At 42.2% G+C, this 18,853-nt stretch carries 17 protein-coding genes; 9 read left to right on the top strand and 8 right to left on the bottom strand.

What is annotated here, in order from left to right:
* Window positions 1–17 precede the first annotated feature (17 nt).
* The 6 genes from B5D59_RS08415 to B5D59_RS08390 are packed head-to-tail and all read right to left on the bottom strand — an operon-like array spanning window position 18 to window position 6,108.
* Complete coding sequence (locus B5D59_RS08415; RefSeq protein WP_078817610.1) at window positions 18–1,286, bottom strand: M20 family metallopeptidase; 1,269 nt, start codon at window positions 1,284–1,286, stop codon at window positions 18–20.
* Window positions 1,286–2,233 (bottom strand): DUF1177 domain-containing protein, encoded by a 948-nt coding sequence (locus B5D59_RS08410; RefSeq protein ID WP_009766543.1) that lies wholly within the window; start codon window positions 2,231–2,233, stop codon window positions 1,286–1,288. Before B5D59_RS08410 ends, B5D59_RS08415 begins: the two co-directional genes overlap by 1 nt.
* A gap of 17 nt (window positions 2,234–2,250) precedes the next feature.
* Window positions 2,251–3,219, bottom strand: coding sequence for an ABC transporter ATP-binding protein (locus B5D59_RS08405; RefSeq protein WP_009766542.1), 969 nt, complete (start codon window positions 3,217–3,219; stop codon window positions 2,251–2,253).
* Entirely contained in the window at window positions 3,212–4,225 is a 1,014-nt protein-coding gene (locus tag B5D59_RS08400; protein ID WP_078817609.1) for an ABC transporter ATP-binding protein, read from the bottom strand. Before B5D59_RS08400 ends, B5D59_RS08405 begins: the two co-directional genes overlap by 8 nt.
* A gap of 18 nt (window positions 4,226–4,243) precedes the next feature.
* A complete protein-coding gene (locus B5D59_RS08395; RefSeq protein WP_009766540.1) occupies window positions 4,244–5,143 on the bottom strand; it encodes an ABC transporter permease in 900 nt (299 codons plus the stop codon).
* On the bottom strand, window positions 5,143–6,108 hold the full coding sequence (locus tag B5D59_RS08390; protein WP_078817608.1) for an ABC transporter permease: 966 nt from the start codon (window positions 6,106–6,108) through the stop codon (window positions 5,143–5,145). Before B5D59_RS08390 ends, B5D59_RS08395 begins: the two co-directional genes overlap by 1 nt.
* Window positions 6,109–6,356: 248 nt before the next feature.
* On the opposite strand from B5D59_RS08390, the gene B5D59_RS08385 reads away from it, so the two are divergent.
* From B5D59_RS08385 to B5D59_RS08345, 9 genes are all read left to right on the top strand, one after another.
* On the top strand, window positions 6,357–7,964 hold the full coding sequence (locus B5D59_RS08385; RefSeq protein ID WP_009766538.1) for an ABC transporter substrate-binding protein: 1,608 nt from the start codon (window positions 6,357–6,359) through the stop codon (window positions 7,962–7,964).
* A gap of 78 nt (window positions 7,965–8,042) precedes the next feature.
* On the top strand, window positions 8,043–9,134 hold the full coding sequence (locus B5D59_RS08380; RefSeq protein ID WP_176132535.1) for an amidohydrolase family protein: 1,092 nt from the start codon (window positions 8,043–8,045) through the stop codon (window positions 9,132–9,134).
* Window positions 9,134–10,297: an amidohydrolase gene (locus B5D59_RS08375; RefSeq protein ID WP_078817606.1), complete on the top strand. Its 1,164-nt coding sequence runs from the start codon at window positions 9,134–9,136 to the stop codon at window positions 10,295–10,297. The genes B5D59_RS08380 and B5D59_RS08375 overlap by 1 nt, the downstream gene beginning before the upstream one ends.
* A complete protein-coding gene (locus tag B5D59_RS08370; protein WP_078817605.1) occupies window positions 10,294–10,959 on the top strand; it encodes an AroM family protein in 666 nt (221 codons plus the stop codon). The genes B5D59_RS08375 and B5D59_RS08370 overlap by 4 nt, the downstream gene beginning before the upstream one ends.
* 42 nt (window positions 10,960–11,001) lie before the next feature.
* Window positions 11,002–11,916 (top strand): aminopeptidase, encoded by a 915-nt coding sequence (locus tag B5D59_RS08365; protein ID WP_245799486.1) that lies wholly within the window; start codon window positions 11,002–11,004, stop codon window positions 11,914–11,916.
* Between the two features lie 478 nt (window positions 11,917–12,394).
* Window positions 12,395–13,213: an ABC transporter permease gene (locus tag B5D59_RS08360; protein WP_009766533.1), complete on the top strand. Its 819-nt coding sequence runs from the start codon at window positions 12,395–12,397 to the stop codon at window positions 13,211–13,213.
* Between the two features lie 5 nt (window positions 13,214–13,218).
* Window positions 13,219–13,998: an ABC transporter ATP-binding protein gene (locus B5D59_RS08355; RefSeq protein WP_009766532.1), complete on the top strand. Its 780-nt coding sequence runs from the start codon at window positions 13,219–13,221 to the stop codon at window positions 13,996–13,998.
* A 32-nt stretch (window positions 13,999–14,030) separates the two neighbouring features.
* Complete coding sequence (locus tag B5D59_RS08350) at window positions 14,031–15,101, top strand: ABC transporter substrate-binding protein (protein WP_009766531.1); 1,071 nt, start codon at window positions 14,031–14,033, stop codon at window positions 15,099–15,101.
* Window positions 15,102–15,476: 375 nt separating this feature from the next.
* Window positions 15,477–16,370, top strand: coding sequence for a DMT family transporter (locus B5D59_RS08345; RefSeq protein WP_040758656.1), 894 nt, complete (start codon window positions 15,477–15,479; stop codon window positions 16,368–16,370).
* A gap of 297 nt (window positions 16,371–16,667) precedes the next feature.
* On the opposite strand, the gene B5D59_RS08340 is transcribed toward B5D59_RS08345, so the two are convergent.
* A complete protein-coding gene (locus tag B5D59_RS08340; protein WP_078817603.1) occupies window positions 16,668–17,615 on the bottom strand; it encodes a DMT family transporter in 948 nt (315 codons plus the stop codon).
* A 4-nt stretch (window positions 17,616–17,619) separates the two neighbouring features.
* Window positions 17,620–18,846, bottom strand: a complete 1,227-nt coding sequence (gene pepT / locus B5D59_RS08335) for a peptidase T (RefSeq protein ID WP_078817602.1) — start codon at window positions 18,844–18,846, stop codon at window positions 17,620–17,622.
* Window positions 18,847–18,853 lie beyond the last annotated feature (7 nt).

Genomic DNA, 18,853 nt, shown 5'->3' with positions numbered 1-18,853 from the left:
CATATAAGTAAATAATACTAATTATTATGAAGGAAATCAATGGCGGCGGCTGCATATACCTTTGCACAGCGTACAATATCTTCTACTTGTACTTTTTCATTATATCCATGAATGCTAGGCAAATAAGCAGGTCCATATTGCAAGACAGGAATGTTATGATCACGGAAATGTCTCGCATCACTGCTTGCCCACTGCATAACACCGTAAGCCTCTTTTCCTGTTATAGCGCTAATATTGTCCACAATTGCACGACATACCGGATTTTCTGCAGGTGTATAATTGGCTTCGCTCTTAAAACCGAATAGTCTAATAGAGTAGCGAATATTTAAACTATCTAATTCTTGCTTTAAGTAGTCAGATACTTGCGCATGTGTCACGCCGAATGGTAATCGGCAGTCAACTTGTACTTTACAGCTTTCAGGTATGACATTGGATTTCGTACCACCGTTGATTGTGCCTACGTTTACTGTAATTTTTTCTAGAACTGGTTGATACTTAATTCTATCTTTTTCTACCTCTTCCATATAGCGTTTTGAAACTTCAATTAAGGGCTGTATTTCTTTCGGAATATGTATATCTAACTCCCATAATCCCTGTATTTTTTCAATAGCCTTGATTGCATCTGTTATTGCATTGTTACCTGCGAGTGGAGAAAGACTGCCATGTCCGGGTTCACCGAAAACTTCAAGTTCGAACCAATAAGATCCCTTTTGACCGATAGTAGGATTTAAAGGGGAGGAGGGTTCCGCGATAAGAGCGCCATCTCCAGTGACTAACTTTCTTTCAAGTAACCAAGGTACACCATATTCTCCTCCTGTTTCTTCGTCAGGAACAATAGCGAGTGTTAATTTTCCCGGCAGCTCGATATTCAATCGTTTGAACAAACCAAAAACGAAAATCAATCCTGCTAATCCTGCTTTCATATCACTGGCGCCACGACCCAACATCCATCCATCCTTGATCTCCCCAGAGAATGGATTGAAATCCCATTTCGAAAGATCACCAGCCGGGACTACATCAGTATGTCCGCAATAGACCAGTTCCTTGCCGTCGCCGGCACCTTGAGAAGCTAATAGGTTATACATCTTGTCAGCAGACTCATGCCAGTCTAACTCAACATTGGATTCTTTCAAGTAATCTGCAATGAATTGACTTATTTCTGTGGAATCTCCAGGGGGATTTTCACTGGGGATTTGAATTAATGAACTGCATAGTTGCAGCAGCTCATTTTTATTCTTTTCCACTTCATCAATTACGAATTGTTTTAAGGCTTCCAAATTAGTCATTAAGCATTTACCTCGTTTCCTTTAGTTTGCAAATGGGTCATTTTTCCGTAAAGGGCTTCAAGATGCTCAAATTCTTTCTCGTCAAAAAATGAACATTTTCCTTCGCCATAATACTTTGCAACTTCAATGGCATAGCGGACAGCTTGTTCTACATCTGTTGGGTGTGTTGCTCCTGTTGAACAGCCTGCCACAGCGGTTTGAGTTGTTAGTGCAACCCCTACTACTGGACTTGTGGTAGCAACTGCTGGTTGTAAGATGCTGTTTACATGGTATACGCCGTTGCCGTATGGTGTAATATCTTGTGTTGTAATTGGTAGTGTGACGGGTAAAATACCAGCAGATTGAGTATATAAATGTAAAAGGTCATTACTGACTTTTAAGATATAGCCTTCTTTCACAGTGGGAGTGATTGCAAATCCTTTATGATTCGTAATCATATTTCCTTTTGTTGTGTCGATTGAAAGAATTGCATCCATTTCTTTTGTTACTTCATGCTGGTTCATCTCTAAAATGTCTACTGGCGATCCCATAAATGGAACCGGGTCATGTGGAGAAGTTGGAGCTACGGGACAAATATGAGTCGTTAAAATAACATCTCCTTGTAAACGATCCCCTTTATTACTCATATCTAATAATTTTGCTGCTGTCGACATACTGGCAAGCGCCCCATCTCCATCTGATACAAAGCCAGTCATTTCAGGACGAGCGCCAATACCACCTAAGCGTCCGATAATACCTAGTGTTTTCGCTGAACCACCGTTTGTTTTACCGTTTACACCGGGAATGGTCACCTTAATGAAGTCAGTAGATCCTTTTTCTCCAAATACAGTTTGAACAGAAACAGTGGCAGACGGCGAAATTTTTTGTAAATAGCTTTTCACCTCTTCGCCTGAAACAGAATGATCATCCATAACCTCTAATAGTTCTACTACGTGTTTTAATGACATTTATTATTCCTCCATTTTTAATATAGGTGACAAGAAACTTTGTTGCCTTCATTTAATTCTTGTAGTTCAGGCCGTGTATTTTTACAAATATCCATTACAAAAGGGCAGCGTTTGTGAAAATGGCAGCCTGTAGGTGGATTTACAGGACTTGGAACATCCCCTTTTAAAATAATCCTTTCTCGTTGCTCAAAGGGATTCTCTTTTGGAATAGCAGAAAGAAGCGCCTTTGTATAAGGATGTTTAGGATCCTCATAAATTTCTTGGAATGTACCAGTTTCTACGACTTTACCTAGATACATAACCGCAATTCTGTCACACATGTAACGAACAACATTCAAATCGTGCGAGATAAATATATAGGTTAAATTGAATTCTTTTTGAAGGCTTTTCAGCAAGTTAATAACCTGTGCCTGAACGGATACATCAAGTGCTGAAACAGGCTCATCACAGATAATGACATCAGGATTTAAGGTCAACGCTCTAGCGATGTTGATCCGTTGCTTTTGACCACCCGAAAATTCATGCGGATATCTGCTGGCATGATAACTACTTAAACCTACAATTTCCAATAGTTCATGCACACGTTTTCTGCGACTTTCTTTCGTACCAATCTTATGAATAACTAACGGTTCAGCAATTAATGATTCAATAGTTTTACGTGGATCTAATGAAGCGTCGGGATTTTGGAATACCATCTGAATGGATTTCCGGGCGCTGCGAATTTCTTTAATGCCAAGAGAAGCCAAGTCTTTTCCTTTAAACTCGACAGATCCCGAAGTCGGACTGATGAGCTGATTAATCAATCGTGCTAGTGTCGACTTTCCGCAGCCTGATTCACCTACGATTCCGAGAGTTTCTCCTTTGAATACATCGAAACTTACCCCATCTACAGCTTTGACGCTTTGTGTAGATTTTTTAAAAGGCATTGGATCCAAAATAGGGAAGTGTTTCTTTAAATTTGTCGCTTTAATAATTGTCTCAGTCAACGAACATTCCCTCCTTCTTCTCCAATCGACTTGTTTCATGTTGAAAATGGCAGGCAGCAAAGTGTCCTGGCTCTACTTCGATATATTCAGGTTTTTTCGTGTGACAAACTTCCTCACTGTAAGGGCAACGATCTACAAACGGACAGCCAAGTACGGGTTTCCGCAAATCTGGCGGACTCCCTGGAATCGCCGGTAATTTTTCATTGTGCTGAACGTCTGTTGTGATTTGTGATTCAAGCAGTCCCCACGTATAAGGGTGTAATGGATTCTTGAAAATAGTTTCTACTGATCCAGATTCCACCGTAGTTCCGGCGTACATTACAATGATGTTGTCACACATTTCCCAGACAACACCTAGATCATGAGTGATCATGATGATGGCTGTATCGTTTGTCTGTTGCAGATCTTTCATCAGCTCTAATATTTGCGCTTGTACCGTCACATCAAGTGCTGTTGTTGGTTCATCAGCAATCAATAACTTGGGATTACAGGATAAAGCAATTGCAATCATAGCCCGCTGACGCATGCCGCCAGAAAATTCATGCGGGTACATATCAATGCGTTTCTCGGGTTCAGGTATACCAACTGTTTTCAACATCGCAATGGCTTCCAGTCGGGCTTCTTTCTTAGATATTTTTTTATGCTGTCGAATAGCTTCGATAATTTGATTTCCTACTGTGAAAACAGGATTTAAGCTAGTCATCGGATCTTGGAAAATCATAGCGATTTCATTTCCACGAATAGATCTCATTTCTTTTTTGGACAATGTTAATAAATCGATACCGTTAAATAGAATTTTACCGTTGCTGATCTTGCCTGGAGGTGAGGGAATGAGTTGCATCAAAGCAGTAGCTGTTACACTTTTTCCTGATCCAGATTCCCCTACAATTCCTAACGTCTCTTTTTTCTTCAATGTCAGATTCACCCCGTTTACGGCTTTGACAGTAGAAGAGGAAGAGCGGAATTCTACATCTAAGTCTTCTATGGATAGCAAATTTTCCGACATTTTAATTCCTCCTATCAGTTACACTCGCATCTTTGGATCAAGAGCATCCCTTAAGCCGTCACCAAATAAGTTAATACCTAAAACTGTAATCAGAATGGCGAGTCCTGAGAATGTAGCCATTTGCGGGTTTAATACTAAGAAGTCTTTGCCGTCTTTCAAGATACTTCCCCATGAAGCAGTAGGGGGTTGAACGCCGAGACCCAGGAAACTTAGCGCAGCCTCTGAAATGATGGCGCCTGCCACACTCATAGTTCCATAAACGATAAGCGGTGCTAAACAGTTTGGCAGCACATGCTGAAATAAAATTCGTGAATGGGTAGCTCCAAGAGAATGTGTGACTTCGATATATTCTTCTTCTTTCACACTAAGTACTTGTCCCCGAACGATTCTTGCAAAGCCGGGGATATTTGCAATACCAATCGCGATAATTACATTCACAAGTCCTTGACCGAGTACAGTCATTAGTGTAATTGCTAGAAGAATGAATGGGAATGCGAACAGTCCATCCATTGTACGCATAATGATGGAATCGAGTTTTCCGCCAAAATAACCGGAAATCAAACCTAGAAATGTACCTAAAATAGCACCAAATAAAACAGCTGATACTCCAACGATTAATGAAATTCTAGCTCCATATACTAGACGACTAAATAAATCACGTCCGTAATTGTCTGTCCCTAAAAAATGTCCGTCAGCTCCTATCGGTTTCAAAGAGTTCCCAACATTCATTTCGTTCGGTGGATGCGTAGCAATGAAAGGTGCAAAGATAGCTACAAGAATCATTAGTATGGTAACAGCCAAGCCAATCGCAGCTAATTTGTTTTTCAATAACTTTTTTAAGAATACTTTTTCGTTAACAGGTAAATTTCCTTCTTCTATAGCAATAGTTTCAGGAGTATTCGGTTGGACATTCATCATTACTGTCCTCCTCCTTTGCTAGATTCATAATTGACTCTTGGATTTACAACTTTATATAGGATATCGACGAGTAAGTTCACTAATACGAAAATAATAGCAATGAATAGAACGGTCCCCTGAACTACGACGAAATCACGTTTGTCGATTGCATCGACGATAAGTCGGCCCATGCCCGGCCAGCTGAAAATTGTTTCTGTTAGAACAGCACCACCTAAAAGCATGGAGATTTGCATACCTAGGACGGTCAAAATAGGTGTTAAGGCATTTTTTAATACGTGTTTTGAAATAACCCAAAACTCGGCAACGCCTTTTGCACGTGCAGTCTTAATGTACTCTTGTGAAATAACTTCCAACATGCTCGATCGGGTGATTCTGGCGAAGGTTGCCATAGGAATCGTAGCAAGAGTAATACTCGGGAGTATGAGGTGCTTTATATATGAAAGTAAACCATCGTCGAGTGTCCCCATTCCTGTTGCGGGGAACCACCCCAAGTTCACACTGAAGAATAGAACCAGCATAACTCCTAGCCAAAATATTGGCATCGAAACCCCAAGTAATGAGACAAGCATGACGCCATAGTCTAGCGCGGAGTTTTGACGTGCAGCTGAGATCATGCCAGCAGGAATCCCGATGAGTAACGCAATGACCAATGCAGCTAAAGCTAGAATCACGGTATTCGGAAAACGTTCCATTATTAATTGGGCAACAGGTTGGTTATAACTTAAGGAAGTTCCAAAGTCACCTTGTAATAAACCCAAAAGGTAATCAAGGAACTGTTTATAAAGCGGTTGATCCAGTCCTAGTTGTGTAGTTAATTTTTCAATATCTTCTACGCTTGCTGTTGGTCCTAACATTACAGCAGCGGGATTACCGGGGATCAGTCGTGTAATGATGAATACAATTACTGCTACTACAAAAACTGTAGGAAGTAAGTCGAATAATCGTTTGATTATATATTTCCCCATGCGCCTTCACCTCTGTTTCTAAAATTTGAACCACTGGTTCACAATGTGAATATTCGTAATTCTAGCATTGTTAGAATTGAAAGTAAATAGTAAATTTTCTGTTCCTGTAATTATGTTGTTAAGTTTATGAAGGATCAGAATATTTGAAATTACCTCTTTACACGAAAAGATCTCTGTGATAGATTATTAACTATCTTAATCGGTGAATCATTGGTTCACAATATGAAACAGAGGGAAGTGGGAGAGAGATGAGGAGAAGAGTACTAGGATTATTTTTACTCAGCATGGCTTTATTGTTAGTACTGGGTGCTTGTTCGGGAAAGAATTCTTCGACAGACGGAGAGTCATCGAACAGTGGAGATTCAAATAGTGGAGAACCGCAAGATGGTGGGGTGTTACAGATTGGTTTATCCGCTAATCCACAAACCTTAGATCCTGTAAAATATACGGGTGTGTATGAATCTCAAGTTATGAGATCTGTGGCTGATACTCTTGTAGTTTACAGTAAAGATTTATCAGAAATTAAACCTTCACTTGCAACAAGCTGGGAAATCTCAGACGACTTGTTAGTGTATACGTTCCAGTTGCGTGATGATGTCTATTTTCAACCTGGTGAATATCAAGATGGACGTCAAATGACAGCAGAGGACGTCAAATATAGTTTAGAAAGATCCGCAAATGAGTCGGTTATGAATCGTTTGCGCGGAGTGACAAAAGTAGAAGTAACAGGTGAAAATGAAGTAGAAGTACATTTAGAAAAAGCCAACGCTGCTTTATTGGCAGTATTGACAGATGCAGGGAATGTCATTGTTCCGAAAGAGGAAGTAGAAGGATGGGGCGATAACTTTGGTGCAAACCTAGTCGGAACCGGCCCATTCAAAATTACAGATTGGCAGAAAGATCAACAGCTTACACTAGAGCGTTTTGATAAATATTGGGGTGAGAAGCCTCACGTGGATTCTGTGAAGATGAAAGTAATTGCGGACACGAATATGATGACAAATGCTTTGCGTTCCGGCGATATTGATATCGCGATGGATGTTAAAGGACAAAATCGTGCATTAGTTGAACAAGATGAGAATCTTGAGTTGCTTACACAACAAGCTTTATCAATTACGTACTTAGACTTAAATAACAAGAAAGGTCCGACTGCCGATCCGAAAGTACGGGAAGCCATCTATAAAGCTACGAATGTTGATGAGTTAGTAGAAGGGGTAAACCAATGGGGAGGAGCTACACGCTCTTATCTGCCTCTACCCCCAGGCTCATGGGGCTACGATAAAGAGTTGGAAGAACTCGTGCCAACTTATGACCCAGAAAAAGCCAAAGACTTACTTGCTGAAGCAGGTTATCCAGATGGATTTAAAACAGAAATTTATGTAGCAGAAGCACGTGTCCCATATGCGACAATCTTCCAGAACCAAATGAAAGAAAACTTGAATGTGGATGTGGAGATTAAAGTAGTAGAATGGGGAACTTACAGTGATACAGTGTCCAAAGGAAATGCGCCAATGTCAATTGGAGGTTGGTCATGGTATCCAGATCCATACTTCTTCTTATACCAATTATTCCATACGGATCAGTTGAATGCATTGGGTAATGGTAAAGGTTATGAAAATCCTGAAGTAGATAAATTATTGAACAGCGCACTTTCTGATACAGCAGATCAAGATGAGCGTGCCAAGTTGTATCAAGAAGCATTGAAAATCATCTTAAAAGATGTACCTCGACTTGAAATTGATGTTCAAGAATCAACTGCTGGGGTTAATAAAAAAGTACAAGGGTTTGATGTGTCACCAGATAACTCTATTCAAATTGTGCATCCGAACGGTGCCAATGTTTGGTTGAAGCAATAAAATATGAAGCAAAGGAAAAAGTAGAGTACTCGTAGCTCTGCTTTTTTCCTTTGATATATGAAAAGTGAGGCGATAACGTTGAAAGTTTTGATTCGTAATGGGTTTGTATTTGACACTAATCATAAGGCTTTTTTAAAAAAAGATATTTTGCTTGAAGACCATTGGATTCGTGAAGTGACAGATGAATTAAAAGATCAAACAGTTGAAATATCGATTGATGTGAATGGAATGTATGTAACACCTGGATTGATAGACACATGTTCTTCTGTTGGTTTAAAGGAATCAGGGATTGGCAAGGAAGGTAATGACAGTTATGAACCGTATGCCGGGAAAGGAATGATCTTCCACGTTCGCGATGGGATTTACCCTTTCGATACTTCGTTTAAAGATGCACTGGAAGCCGGAGTAACTGCAAATCATATTATGTCGGGCCCGGAAAGTGTTGTTGGTGCGGTAACGGCTGTTATCCATTCTACTGGAAGTACGTTTGAGGAAATGTGCATTACAGAAGGTGGAGGTATATCATTTTCAATGGGTGATGTGCCTAAGCAGGCTTATTTTGATGTCACCGCAAAGCCGCTGACTCGAATGGGAATTGCTGCGGAGATGCGAAGAATGATGCATATGCTTATTCAATCTTCAGACCTGAAGGATAAACGAATATTTATCCGTTGCCATCGAGCAGACGACATAGAGACAGCACTGCGAATTGCGCAAGAAGTGGGTGTATCTATCACGCTCGTCCATGCCACAGAATATCCCCTGATAGATGAACGTTGGTCTAGTCAAGTTCAAGAAATTATTGCAGGGCCTGCTTTTCAACCTATAGAACGTAACGAATTAATGAAACTTCACCCATCGATGTATCGGGTCTTACATGAACAACAGAAAAAATTTGTCTTTGCATCAGATCATCCAAAAAGCGGTGCCTCCAACTTGAAGTTGGAAGCGTCACTAGCCATTCGGGAAGGCGTACCTGAGAATGAAGCTCTTTATGCCTTAACAAAAGGAGCAGCCGAACTTTTATCTATTGATCATATAACGGGAACGATTGAAACTGGAAAGTTTGGTGATCTAGTAATCTGGGATCAGCACCCAATGAATATAACGGCTACGGTACTGAAAACGTTTATAAAAGGTACTGAAGTTTATAGTAAAGGAGATTGCTAATGCTTACAGTTTTACGTAACGGTACAGTATACACAATGAACCAATCAAATGAAGTTTTGCAGAATGCCGATATTTGGGTATGTGAAGGGAAGATTACAAAGATAGGCAAGAACACAGATTTACCTTCGGATGCACAAGTCATAGATTGTACAGGTCAATTCATTACGCCAGGATTAATCGACGCGCATACGCATGTTGGATTATGGGCAGAAGTTACGGAAAGACAAAATGATGCCAATGAATATTCAAGTCCATGGACCCCTTTAATGAATGCAAAGGATGGAATTGATCCACGACACTTTTCATTTGAACAGGCTGTAATGGGTGGTGTTACAACTGTCCAAACCGGTGCGGGAAGTGCTAATCCAATCGGCGGTGTATGGAGTATATTAAAAACAGCAGGTGCTTCTTTTGATGACAGGATACTCATAGAAAGAAGTGGATTAAAAGGAGCATTAGGAGAAAACCCTAAAAATGTGTTTGGTAATCAATATAAAACGATGCCGATGACCCGAATGGCAGTGGCTCACTTGATACGCAAAGGCTTTAACCAGGTGCTACAGCTAAAAGATAGTGAAAGAGACCAGCTATCTAAGGATAACTCAGCGTTAGCGCCGTTTGTGGAAGTATTGGAACGAAAAATGCCCCTTCGGTTACATTGTCATCGGGCCGATGATATAGCAACTGCTATTCGGATTGCAAAAGAGTACAATGTCAAATTATCACTTGAACATTGTACGGAAGGTATGTTGATGCTTGATACCATCAAGGCGAGTGGTGCTACCGTAACACTAGGTCCTTATATGACCCCGGCAACAAAGTATGAAAATCGTTTTTCTACAGCAAAGAGCCCGAAACATTTCCATGAAACAGGGATCCCTTTTGCTATAATGACAGACCATCCATTTATCCCAATACAGTATCTCTATTATTGTGTCGTAGAGGCAGTAAAAAATGGATTGGATGAGTTGGCGGGGCTTGAAAGTATTACATGTGCAGCAGCTGCTATTATGGGAATAGCCGATAAGGTAGGTTCTGTAGAAAAAGGAAAAGATGCCGACTTTGCAATTTGGTCTCACAAACCCTTCGAGACAAAAGCGAATGTTCTTGCAACTTATATAGAAGGAAAAGAAGTATATCGCCATGAGGGGATGATACGTTGAAAACATTATGTGTCTTAACGATTGGTCAAAGTCCGCGAGAGGATATGCATGAAACCTTCAAAAAATATATTCCGCATGTGAATATAGTGGAACGTGGAATTTTGGATTCGTATAAACCTGATGAAATTGAGACACTAGTCTCTTCACAGCCGGGACAGACGCTTGTTTCTCGATTGCGCGATGGTACAAAAGTACGGCTGGAAAAGAAATTTGTAGATCAGGAACTGGGTAAATTGGTGGCTGCTTGTCAGGACGATCATATTGATGCTATTTTAGTTGCTTGTACTGGGAAGTTTGAGTTATTTACTTCGACAAAGCCCATTTTGTACCCCGATTATATAGTAAGTCAAATCGTAAAAGGTTTGTTCCGCGAAAAGGAAATTGGCGTGGTTGTCCCCCTGTCCGAACAACGAACCGAAATTTTAGACAAGTGGAATGAAGCTGAAATAGATTGTATGCTTGATTCTTGCACACCGTACCAAGTAGAGTGGACGGAATTTCAGAAAGTAGCAGAGCGTATGGATGAGTGGCCTATACAAGCTATCATCCTTGATTGTATGGGGTACGATGACAAAATGAAACAGTATATGTCCCGGTACACTGAAAAACCAATACTACCATCGAGAAATTTAGTGTTTGCTGCGGTTGCTGAAATGTTTTAGTATAGTTACAAAAATTGATAAACACATGAAAGGATGTTGAACATGTCTCAGTTTGCAACGATTGTAAAAGGCCTTATAAGCACAAACTTTTCATTAGATAAATCAGCGTCTATTCTGGTATTGACAGATCGAAGTACTGAAAATGTTGGTCGTAAGTTTGAAGGTGCATTAAGAGCGGATGAATGGAACACGGATCTGTACGTAATGGAAGATCGAACTAAATCAGGCGAGGAGCCACCTAGTGAAGCCGCGAATCGTATGTTGAATTTTGATATGGTCTTTTGTCTTACCAAGCATTCCTTGACACATACTGTTGCACGTAAACAGGCGAATGCCAAGGACATTAGTGTAATTACAATGCCGGGAATCACAGAAGATATGTTTTTAAATGGTGCTTTGCGTGCGGATTACGGAAGAGTAGAGCGGGAAACAAAGGAAATGACAGGGAAACTGAATGCTCATCAACAAGTGACTATTTATACTGGCGAAAATCATAAATTAACCATACCAATAGGAAAGAGACAAGGTATCGCGAGTACTGGAGTGTTTAAAGAAAAAGGAATGTCTGGAAACTTACCTTCTGGGGAGGCATATATCGCTCCATTAGAGGAGAAATCCGAAGGAACTATTGAAATCAATGGCTCCATTGCTGGAATTGGTTTGGTTCAAGAACCCATTGTCCTAACAATAAAAAAAGGTCGATTAATAGACGCAACTGGGGGAGATGGAGAAAAACTGCTAGCTTTATTAGGCCGAGAAAATGGAAGGCTGCTGTGCGAACTAGGTATTGGAACAAACCACGCCGCGCGCATAACCGGAAAAATTTTGGAGGATGAAAAAGCCTACCAGACTGTACATATCGCTTTTGGTTCTAACCACACATTTGGTGGAACCATAGAATCAAATGTTCATATCGACTGTGTAACAAAACATCCTCGGCTTGAGTGGGATAAATAATTTATCTTGATTAAAATGATGTTAAGGCAATTTTATTGCCTTAACATCATTACTGAAGTTTAAATACGGCTATATCAAGTCGATCCCCAATCAACTACAATTACTCACTGAATTTCTTAAGCAAGTATTCCAGCCCGTCACCGTCATAATAATTATCATCGCTTATGATTTACTCAACCTCCAACTGAACATCATTCATAACCGCAATTTTCCAATCACTGTCCAGGAACAGTGATTCCTACCATAATGGCTTCGCCTCTTACTTTTTAGAGTGTATAAAAATATATTGTTTCTCACTAGCTTATTTAAGAAATCGTTTAACTTTTTGTTTTTCCCTCTCCCTAATTCCTAGAATGACAACTGGCTCTTAGTCTTTTTTAAACTTGAAGACTCTCAATATGACTGCATTACACTTTACCTAAGCCCAACCATATCACTAGGCGATCACATACTATAGGCAGTGAAGAGGTGGTGAAGAGTGGAGAAGCAACAACTAATCCGTGATGAATCATTTGAGGTGGAGCAACGGGAGTGGAAGGTGAGGCAGCGCAAGGAACGAGGGAAGCAATTGCTGACAATTGTCTCACCTATATTTCTCTTGTTGCTATGGGAAGTATTATCAAGGACCGGAATACTGGACATTCGATTTTTCCCTCCACCAAGCACAATTGTTCAAACATTTTATGACATGATCGTCAGCGGAACGATGGCCCAGCATGTAGGCGTGTCGCTGTACCGGATTTTCATCGGATTTTTGGCAGGCGTGATCCCGGGTATCATCATCGGTTTGCTGATGGGCCTGTATTCCCCAATACGGCACTTTGTCCAGCCAATTGTCATGGCACTCATGCCGATTCCAACACTGGCATTGCTTCCGATTATCATTATTTTATTTGGTATCGGAGATTTATCGAAAGTCGTAACAATTGCGGGGAGTGTATTTTTCCCAGTAGTGATCAACACGGCGGCTGGTGTGCTGAACATTGATAAAATTTATTTGGATGTCGCGAATAATTACCAAACGAGCCGGCGAGATTTCTTTTTCAAAATTGCTCTTCCCGGATCGCTGCCAGTTATGCTCGAGGGAATCCAAATGGGGCAGGCGATTGCACTACTGACGATTGTGGCAGCAGAAATGATGGGGGCCACTTCGGGAATCGGTTATTTGATCTGGACTTCCTATAAGGCCTTTCTATTGCCCGAGATGTATGTCGGTCTGATCCTTATCTCCTTTTTTGGCTATTTATTTTCGCTCATCTTGCGCGCCCTTCAAAATAAGTTATTGCCATGGAGGTGAATGAAATGGAGGGGAAGCCTAAAATTACCGTGGAAGGACTCATGAAGGCTTTTTACAAGAAACAAGGAAGTGTTATTGCGCTCGAGAATATTTCGCTGACCGTGGAAGAAGGTGAGTTTGTTTGCCTTGTTGGTCCTAGTGGTTGTGGTAAGACTACACTTCTGCGTATATTAGCCGGACTGGAACAACCGAGTGTGGGGAGTTTTACGATTGCGACGGAACGAGATGATCGGCCGTTGCAATCGATGGTCTTTCAGGAACGAGGTGTCATTCCTTGGTTGACGGTTCGTGAAAATGTTGCCTTCGGACTAAAAATGCGCAAATTACCGAAAGCATTCATTGAGGAGCGAACGAACTTTTATTTGAAGAAAACGGGTTTGGAGCGGTTTGCTTCTTTATATCCCAAAGAACTGTCAGGAGGTATGAAGCAGCGGGTGAGTATTGCGCGAGCCTTTGCGAATGATCCCGAGATCTTATTGATGGATGAACCGTTTGGCGCGCTTGATGAACAGAATCGATTCATTTTGCAGGAAGAGTTGCTGAGTATTTGGGCAGAAACGAGGAAAACGGTACTATTTATTACGCATAGTATCGATGAGGCGCTCTTGCTCAGTGATCGCATTTTATTGATGGGGGCGCAACCGGGCAAGATCATTGATGAAATCATTATCGATAAGCCGCGGCCTAGAAAGATTGAAGACATTCGGAAAGATCCTGAAATGGCAGCAAAGTTTATTGAGATCTGGCATCACTTACAGGAAGAAGTATTGAAATCCAGGGAATAAACGATAAAAGGAGAGATGGTGTGGGGAAGTGGATGAAGAAGGCGGGTTGGATCAGTATCCTATCAGCGGTTTTGATCGTCGGGGCATGCTCGCCAAAAGAAGTTGAAAAGCCGGCGTCAGACGATGGTAAGCCGAAGTCTGGTGATTTGACGCCGCTTGAGAAACCAGCAAAAGTTTTCATAGCGGAAGACGGAGCGGCTTCAGGGGCGGGCTTCTATATCGCGAAGGAAAAAGGATACTTTGAAGACTATAATATTTCCGTTGAGTTTGCTGACTTTGCCAATAGTGATGACATGCTGCCAGCGTTGGCTGCAGGAGAAGTAGATATTGCAGGCGGTGTATCCACAGCGTCCTTCTTCAATGCGATTGCACAAGGGATCGACGTCCGGATCATTGCGGATAAAGGACATAATATGCCTGGAAAGTCGTACTTCAGCTTTGTTATCGGCAATCATATGGTAGATGAAATTAAAGAATATAGTGATTTCAAAGGCAAGAAGATCGCGGTTTCTTCGCGTAATTCAATAGACGGATATATTTATCAAGAGATGCTGAAGCATGCGGGCTTGACGGAAGAGGATGTAGAGTATGTGCACATAGCAGATTTCGGCGCTATGCTTGGGGCAATCGACTCGGGAACGATTGATGCTGCGCTTAATATTGAGCCGCTCATCGCACAAGGAATTCACCAAGGCTTTCATGTACGTTTTGGGGATGCGACCGATTATGCGCCAGAGTCACAGATTGCAATGGTTTTGGCTTCTCCACAGTTCATGGAGAAAGAGGAGTTGTCGCTACGTTTCATGGCTGCCTATCTGAAAGGGGTCCGTGACTATAATGATGCCTTCTTTAAAGAGAAAGGGAAAGAAGAAATCATCGATATTATGGTGAAGCATACGGCGCTGAAGGATCCTGAGTTATGGGAGCGAGTATTTGTGACAGGGCTGGATCCAAACGGCAAGATGTTTGTGGATGATATTAAGAAACAGTATGAGACATACAAAGCGAATGGTGCGATCCGTGGGGAAATCGATTTCGACAAGTCTGTAGATCCATCGCTAGTGGAACGGGCGATTAAAGAAATTGGTGTGTATGAGGAATAAGATAAGTGGAGCTGTCCGAGAAGTCATTTTCACCTGACTTTTCGGGCAGTTTTTGTTTCCAGTGATTGCGGGAAGAGGAAATGTGCGGTGCGCAGATGGTTTGGTGTGTTCTGTAGACGGTTTGGAGCGGTGCGTCTTGTTTAATGTTCGGAACCAGGAGTTTTTGGTTCGGTGCAACAATGCTTTCGTTCGGTCTGTCGGCATATTGGTGCGTTCCTCTGGCTTGCTTAAACATGTTAGAAACTACTATTGCTGACTTTTACGAAAACTTTATTTTATAAAGATTACACTTCTTGAAATTTGAAAGTATTCTATAATAGCCACAAAAAACATGCTAAACTGAAAAGACTGATAATCAGAAGAATGGTGGATGAAATGAAAAGATACATAGGAGAAATCGGACTGACAATTACCGCAATCATCTGGGGCAGCGGGTTTGTCATGAGTGCGTTGGCGCTCGACTACTACACCCCATATCAAATTTTGGCGGTACGGTTTACGATCGGAGCAATTTTATTGGCTTTGGTGTTCCATAAGCGCTTGCGTAAAGTAGAGAGAAACGTTTTATGGAAGGGTGCCGTGCTCGGCTTTTTATTGTACGCAGCCTTTGCGCTTCAGACAGTTGGATTGCAATTCACGACACCTTCAAAAAATGCTTTTTTGACAGGTGTCAATGTAGTAATCGTGCCATTTATCGCCTTCATTTTATATAAACGGAGGCTTGATACGTTTGAATTGTTCGGCGCGGTTTTAGCGCTGCTCGGTGTAGCGGTATTATCACTGCAGTGGTCTGCCGGTGTGAATTTCGGAGACGTGCTGACACTCGGATGTGCTGTGCTGTTTGCCTTCCATATTTTCTACACAGCGAAGTTTGTGCGGACAGTGGATCCGATATTGCTGACGCTTTTGCAGATGGCGTTCGCAGCAGTGATTGGTTGTTTGACTGTCATTGGATTAGGCGAAACGTCATTCTCGATGGTTTCATCAGGAATTGGAGCTGTAGTCTATTTGGCTGTATTTTCAACGACCATAGCGTTTTTAATGCAGACGATCGCACAAAAGCATTTATCGGAGACGAAGGCAGCAATTATTTTATCTACCGAATCGGTGTGGGGGATGGCCTTCTCCGTAGCTCTGGCATATGAAGTCCTGACCTTCCGCATGTTCCTAGGTGCATTGCTCATATTTGTAGCCATTTTATTATCTGAAACAAAGCCGCAGTTTTTTAGGAAGCGTAATGTACAGCACGTAAACGAGCGGAAAATATAAAAAAGGGCAGAACTGTCTAGCAAGTCAGCGCAATGTGACTTCTGTGACAGCTCTGCTTTTATCTTTATTCAGCAGAAGTCTTCACCTCTTTAGGCGGTGTGATGAATGCAGTTTTATTTCCTGTTCAGCGGGTATTCTAACGCCTGCTGAACAATAGAAGTACGCAGGCTAAGATCGCCACATCCTGTGGCAATGCCTGCATGACCTACTTCCTGTAGGCCTAAGCCTCCGGCGGATGTCACAGATTTTGAAAGGAGTGAATCGAGCACGATCGATTCAAAATCTAGACGCAATTGATTATTTTGCGGCTAATGCCGTCTGATAACTATGCAAGGACATACCACCAATGATGACCAGTACGCCGACCAATGAAAGCGCACCTGGCAAGGGCAAGCTGAGAAGTACCATTTCACCAAGCATCGCGAAGATCAATTCGACGGATTGTGTAGCTTCGACGGCCGCGAGCTTGCCCTGATCATGCTGTACCATATCGGTAGCCATGAAAAAGAGAGAGGTCGCGATGACACCTGAGCTGACGGCGACGATCACTGACTGCACAACTTGGCTGGTGGAAGGAAGCCCTACGGTTGCCCATGCATAGAGTGCCATGACAAGCCAAATTGGCAGTGTCATCAACGTCATCGCCAGAACACGTTGGAACATATCAAGTCGGCTGCCGAGCAAATCCATCATTTTCCGATTGCCGAGCGGGTAGGCGAAAGCGGCCATTACTAACGGTAACGTACCGAGCAAAATAATTTTGGTCGATACACTGTTCGCGTGTGGAATTTGAATTAACACTACGCCGACTAGTATAATCAATGAAATAATTAAGGAAGCCTTTGGAATCCTATGACGGATTGTTCGGAGATCACCAGTTTCGGTTTTCGCTTGAAAGGTGAAAAACGGAGCCAGCAAAACACCTGCCACAATGGTCATTTGCCATGTCCCCGCTACTAACCAGCCCGGACTATACCCTGCTGAAAACGTCAGTGGGCCGTAAAAAAGAACAAACGCAACAAAACTCCAAATAAAAAAAGGTCGAGGAGCGGCAGTCATTTCGCGTTTCATTCCAGATAATCCGCCACGCATCGCCACAATGACGAAAAGAAACGGCACCATGAAGAAATAGCGCAGAGCAGCACTCCATAACCAACTGCCGCCATCGAGTTCCATGGATCGATTCAAGACAAACGTCACAGCAAAAAAGAGTGCGGATAAAACTCCGATGCCAATCGCTTTCATCTGATTAACCGCGCTGTTCTTGTAGTTTCAAAGCTTCGATGATGACTTGAGTGGCTTTTACCATCGTGTCTGCCGAAATGAATTCATACTTGCCGTGATAATTCTCCCCGCCTGTGAAAACGTTCGGAGTGGGCATGCCCATATACGATAATTGAGATCCGTCCGTGCCGCCGCGGATTGGTTCGATTTTTGGCTCGATTTCCAAATTGCGATAGGCATCTGCCATGATGTCGACAATCTCGATAACGGGCTCAATCTTTTCGCGCATATTATAGTATTGGTCAGTCAATGAAAGCTCTACTGCATGTTTCCCATATTTCTCTTGAAGACGGGCCGCAGTATCTTGAACCAGCTGTTTTCGAGCCTCGAACGCATCCCGATCAAAGTCGCGGATAATATACTGATAGGTCGTCTTTTCCACAGTGCCCTCTGCTTCCATTAGATGAATGAACCCTTCATAATTCGCTGTTTCTTGTGGGATTTCATTCTCAGGCATTGCTTCTTGGAACTCTGCAGCGATCAATAGGGAGTTGACCATTTTTCCTTTGGCGGTGCCGGGATGTACGTTGGTTCCATGGAATGTCAGCAAAGCCCCCGCAGCGTTGAAGCTTTCATACTGCAGTTCTCCGAGCGGACCGCCGTCCATCGTATAGGCGAACTCTGCGCCGAATCGCTCGACATCGAATTTATGCGGGCCACGTCCAATTTCTTCGTCCGGCGTGAAACCGACACGCACTTTACCATGTTTGATTTCAGGATGCTCCACTAAGTATTGCATAGCAGTCATGATCTCTGATATACCTGCTTTGTCGTCTGCACCAAGCAAAGTCGAGCCGTCGGTTGTGATGAGCGTATGCCCGAGGTAGTTTTTCAACTCAGGAAAGGCTTCTACGGTCATGATGGTAGCTTTATTTAACTGGATGTCTTTGCCGTCATAGCGATCGATGCACTGTGGGCGTACATCCTTGCCTGTATAATCTGTCGCAGTGTCGACGTGCGCCAAAAATCCGACTGTTGGGAGTTCTTTTTCCGTATTGGCCGGTAAAGTGGCGAATAAATAGCCGTTTTCATCCAATGATATCTCTTCTAAACCGATCTCCGCCAGTTCTTTTTCAAGCATATGCAATAAATCCCACTGTCCTGCCGTAGACGGTGTCGAATTAGAATCGGCATCAGACTGCGTATCAATTTTTGCATAGCGAATTAAACGTTCAATCAATTGTTCTTTCAATAGACAA

The organism is Sporosarcina newyorkensis, assembly GCF_900167515.1.
Lineage (GTDB): Bacteria > Bacillota > Bacilli > Bacillales_A > Planococcaceae > Sporosarcina > Sporosarcina newyorkensis.
Note: the sequence above shows the minus strand (reverse complement) of the source record. Positions and strands in the feature narration are given on the sequence as shown.

Excerpts from the sequence above, each read along its gene's own strand:
- B5D59_RS08415 (WP_078817610.1), bottom strand. The coding sequence starts at position 1,286 with ATGACTAATTTGGAAGCCTTAAAACAATTCGTAATTGATGAAGTGGAA.
- B5D59_RS08410 (WP_009766543.1), bottom strand. The coding sequence starts at position 2,233 with ATGTCATTAAAACACGTAGTAGAACTATTAGAGGTTATGGATGATCAT.
- B5D59_RS08400 (WP_078817609.1), bottom strand. The coding sequence starts at position 4,225 with ATGTCGGAAAATTTGCTATCCATAGAAGACTTAGATGTAGAATTCCGC.
- B5D59_RS08395 (WP_009766540.1), bottom strand. The coding sequence starts at position 5,143 with ATGATGAATGTCCAACCGAATACTCCTGAAACTATTGCTATAGAAGAA.
- B5D59_RS08390 (WP_078817608.1), bottom strand. The coding sequence starts at position 6,108 with ATGGGGAAATATATAATCAAACGATTATTCGACTTACTTCCTACAGTT.
- B5D59_RS08385 (WP_009766538.1), top strand. The coding sequence starts at position 6,357 with ATGAGGAGAAGAGTACTAGGATTATTTTTACTCAGCATGGCTTTATTG.
- B5D59_RS08375 (WP_078817606.1), top strand. The coding sequence starts at position 9,134 with ATGCTTACAGTTTTACGTAACGGTACAGTATACACAATGAACCAATCA.
- B5D59_RS08365 (WP_245799486.1), top strand. The coding sequence starts at position 11,002 with ATGTCTCAGTTTGCAACGATTGTAAAAGGCCTTATAAGCACAAACTTT.
- B5D59_RS08355 (WP_009766532.1), top strand. The coding sequence starts at position 13,219 with ATGGAGGGGAAGCCTAAAATTACCGTGGAAGGACTCATGAAGGCTTTT.
- B5D59_RS08350 (WP_009766531.1), top strand. The coding sequence starts at position 14,031 with ATGAAGAAGGCGGGTTGGATCAGTATCCTATCAGCGGTTTTGATCGTC.
- B5D59_RS08345 (WP_040758656.1), top strand. The coding sequence starts at position 15,477 with ATGAAAAGATACATAGGAGAAATCGGACTGACAATTACCGCAATCATC.
- B5D59_RS08340 (WP_078817603.1), bottom strand. The coding sequence starts at position 17,615 with ATGAAAGCGATTGGCATCGGAGTTTTATCCGCACTCTTTTTTGCTGTG.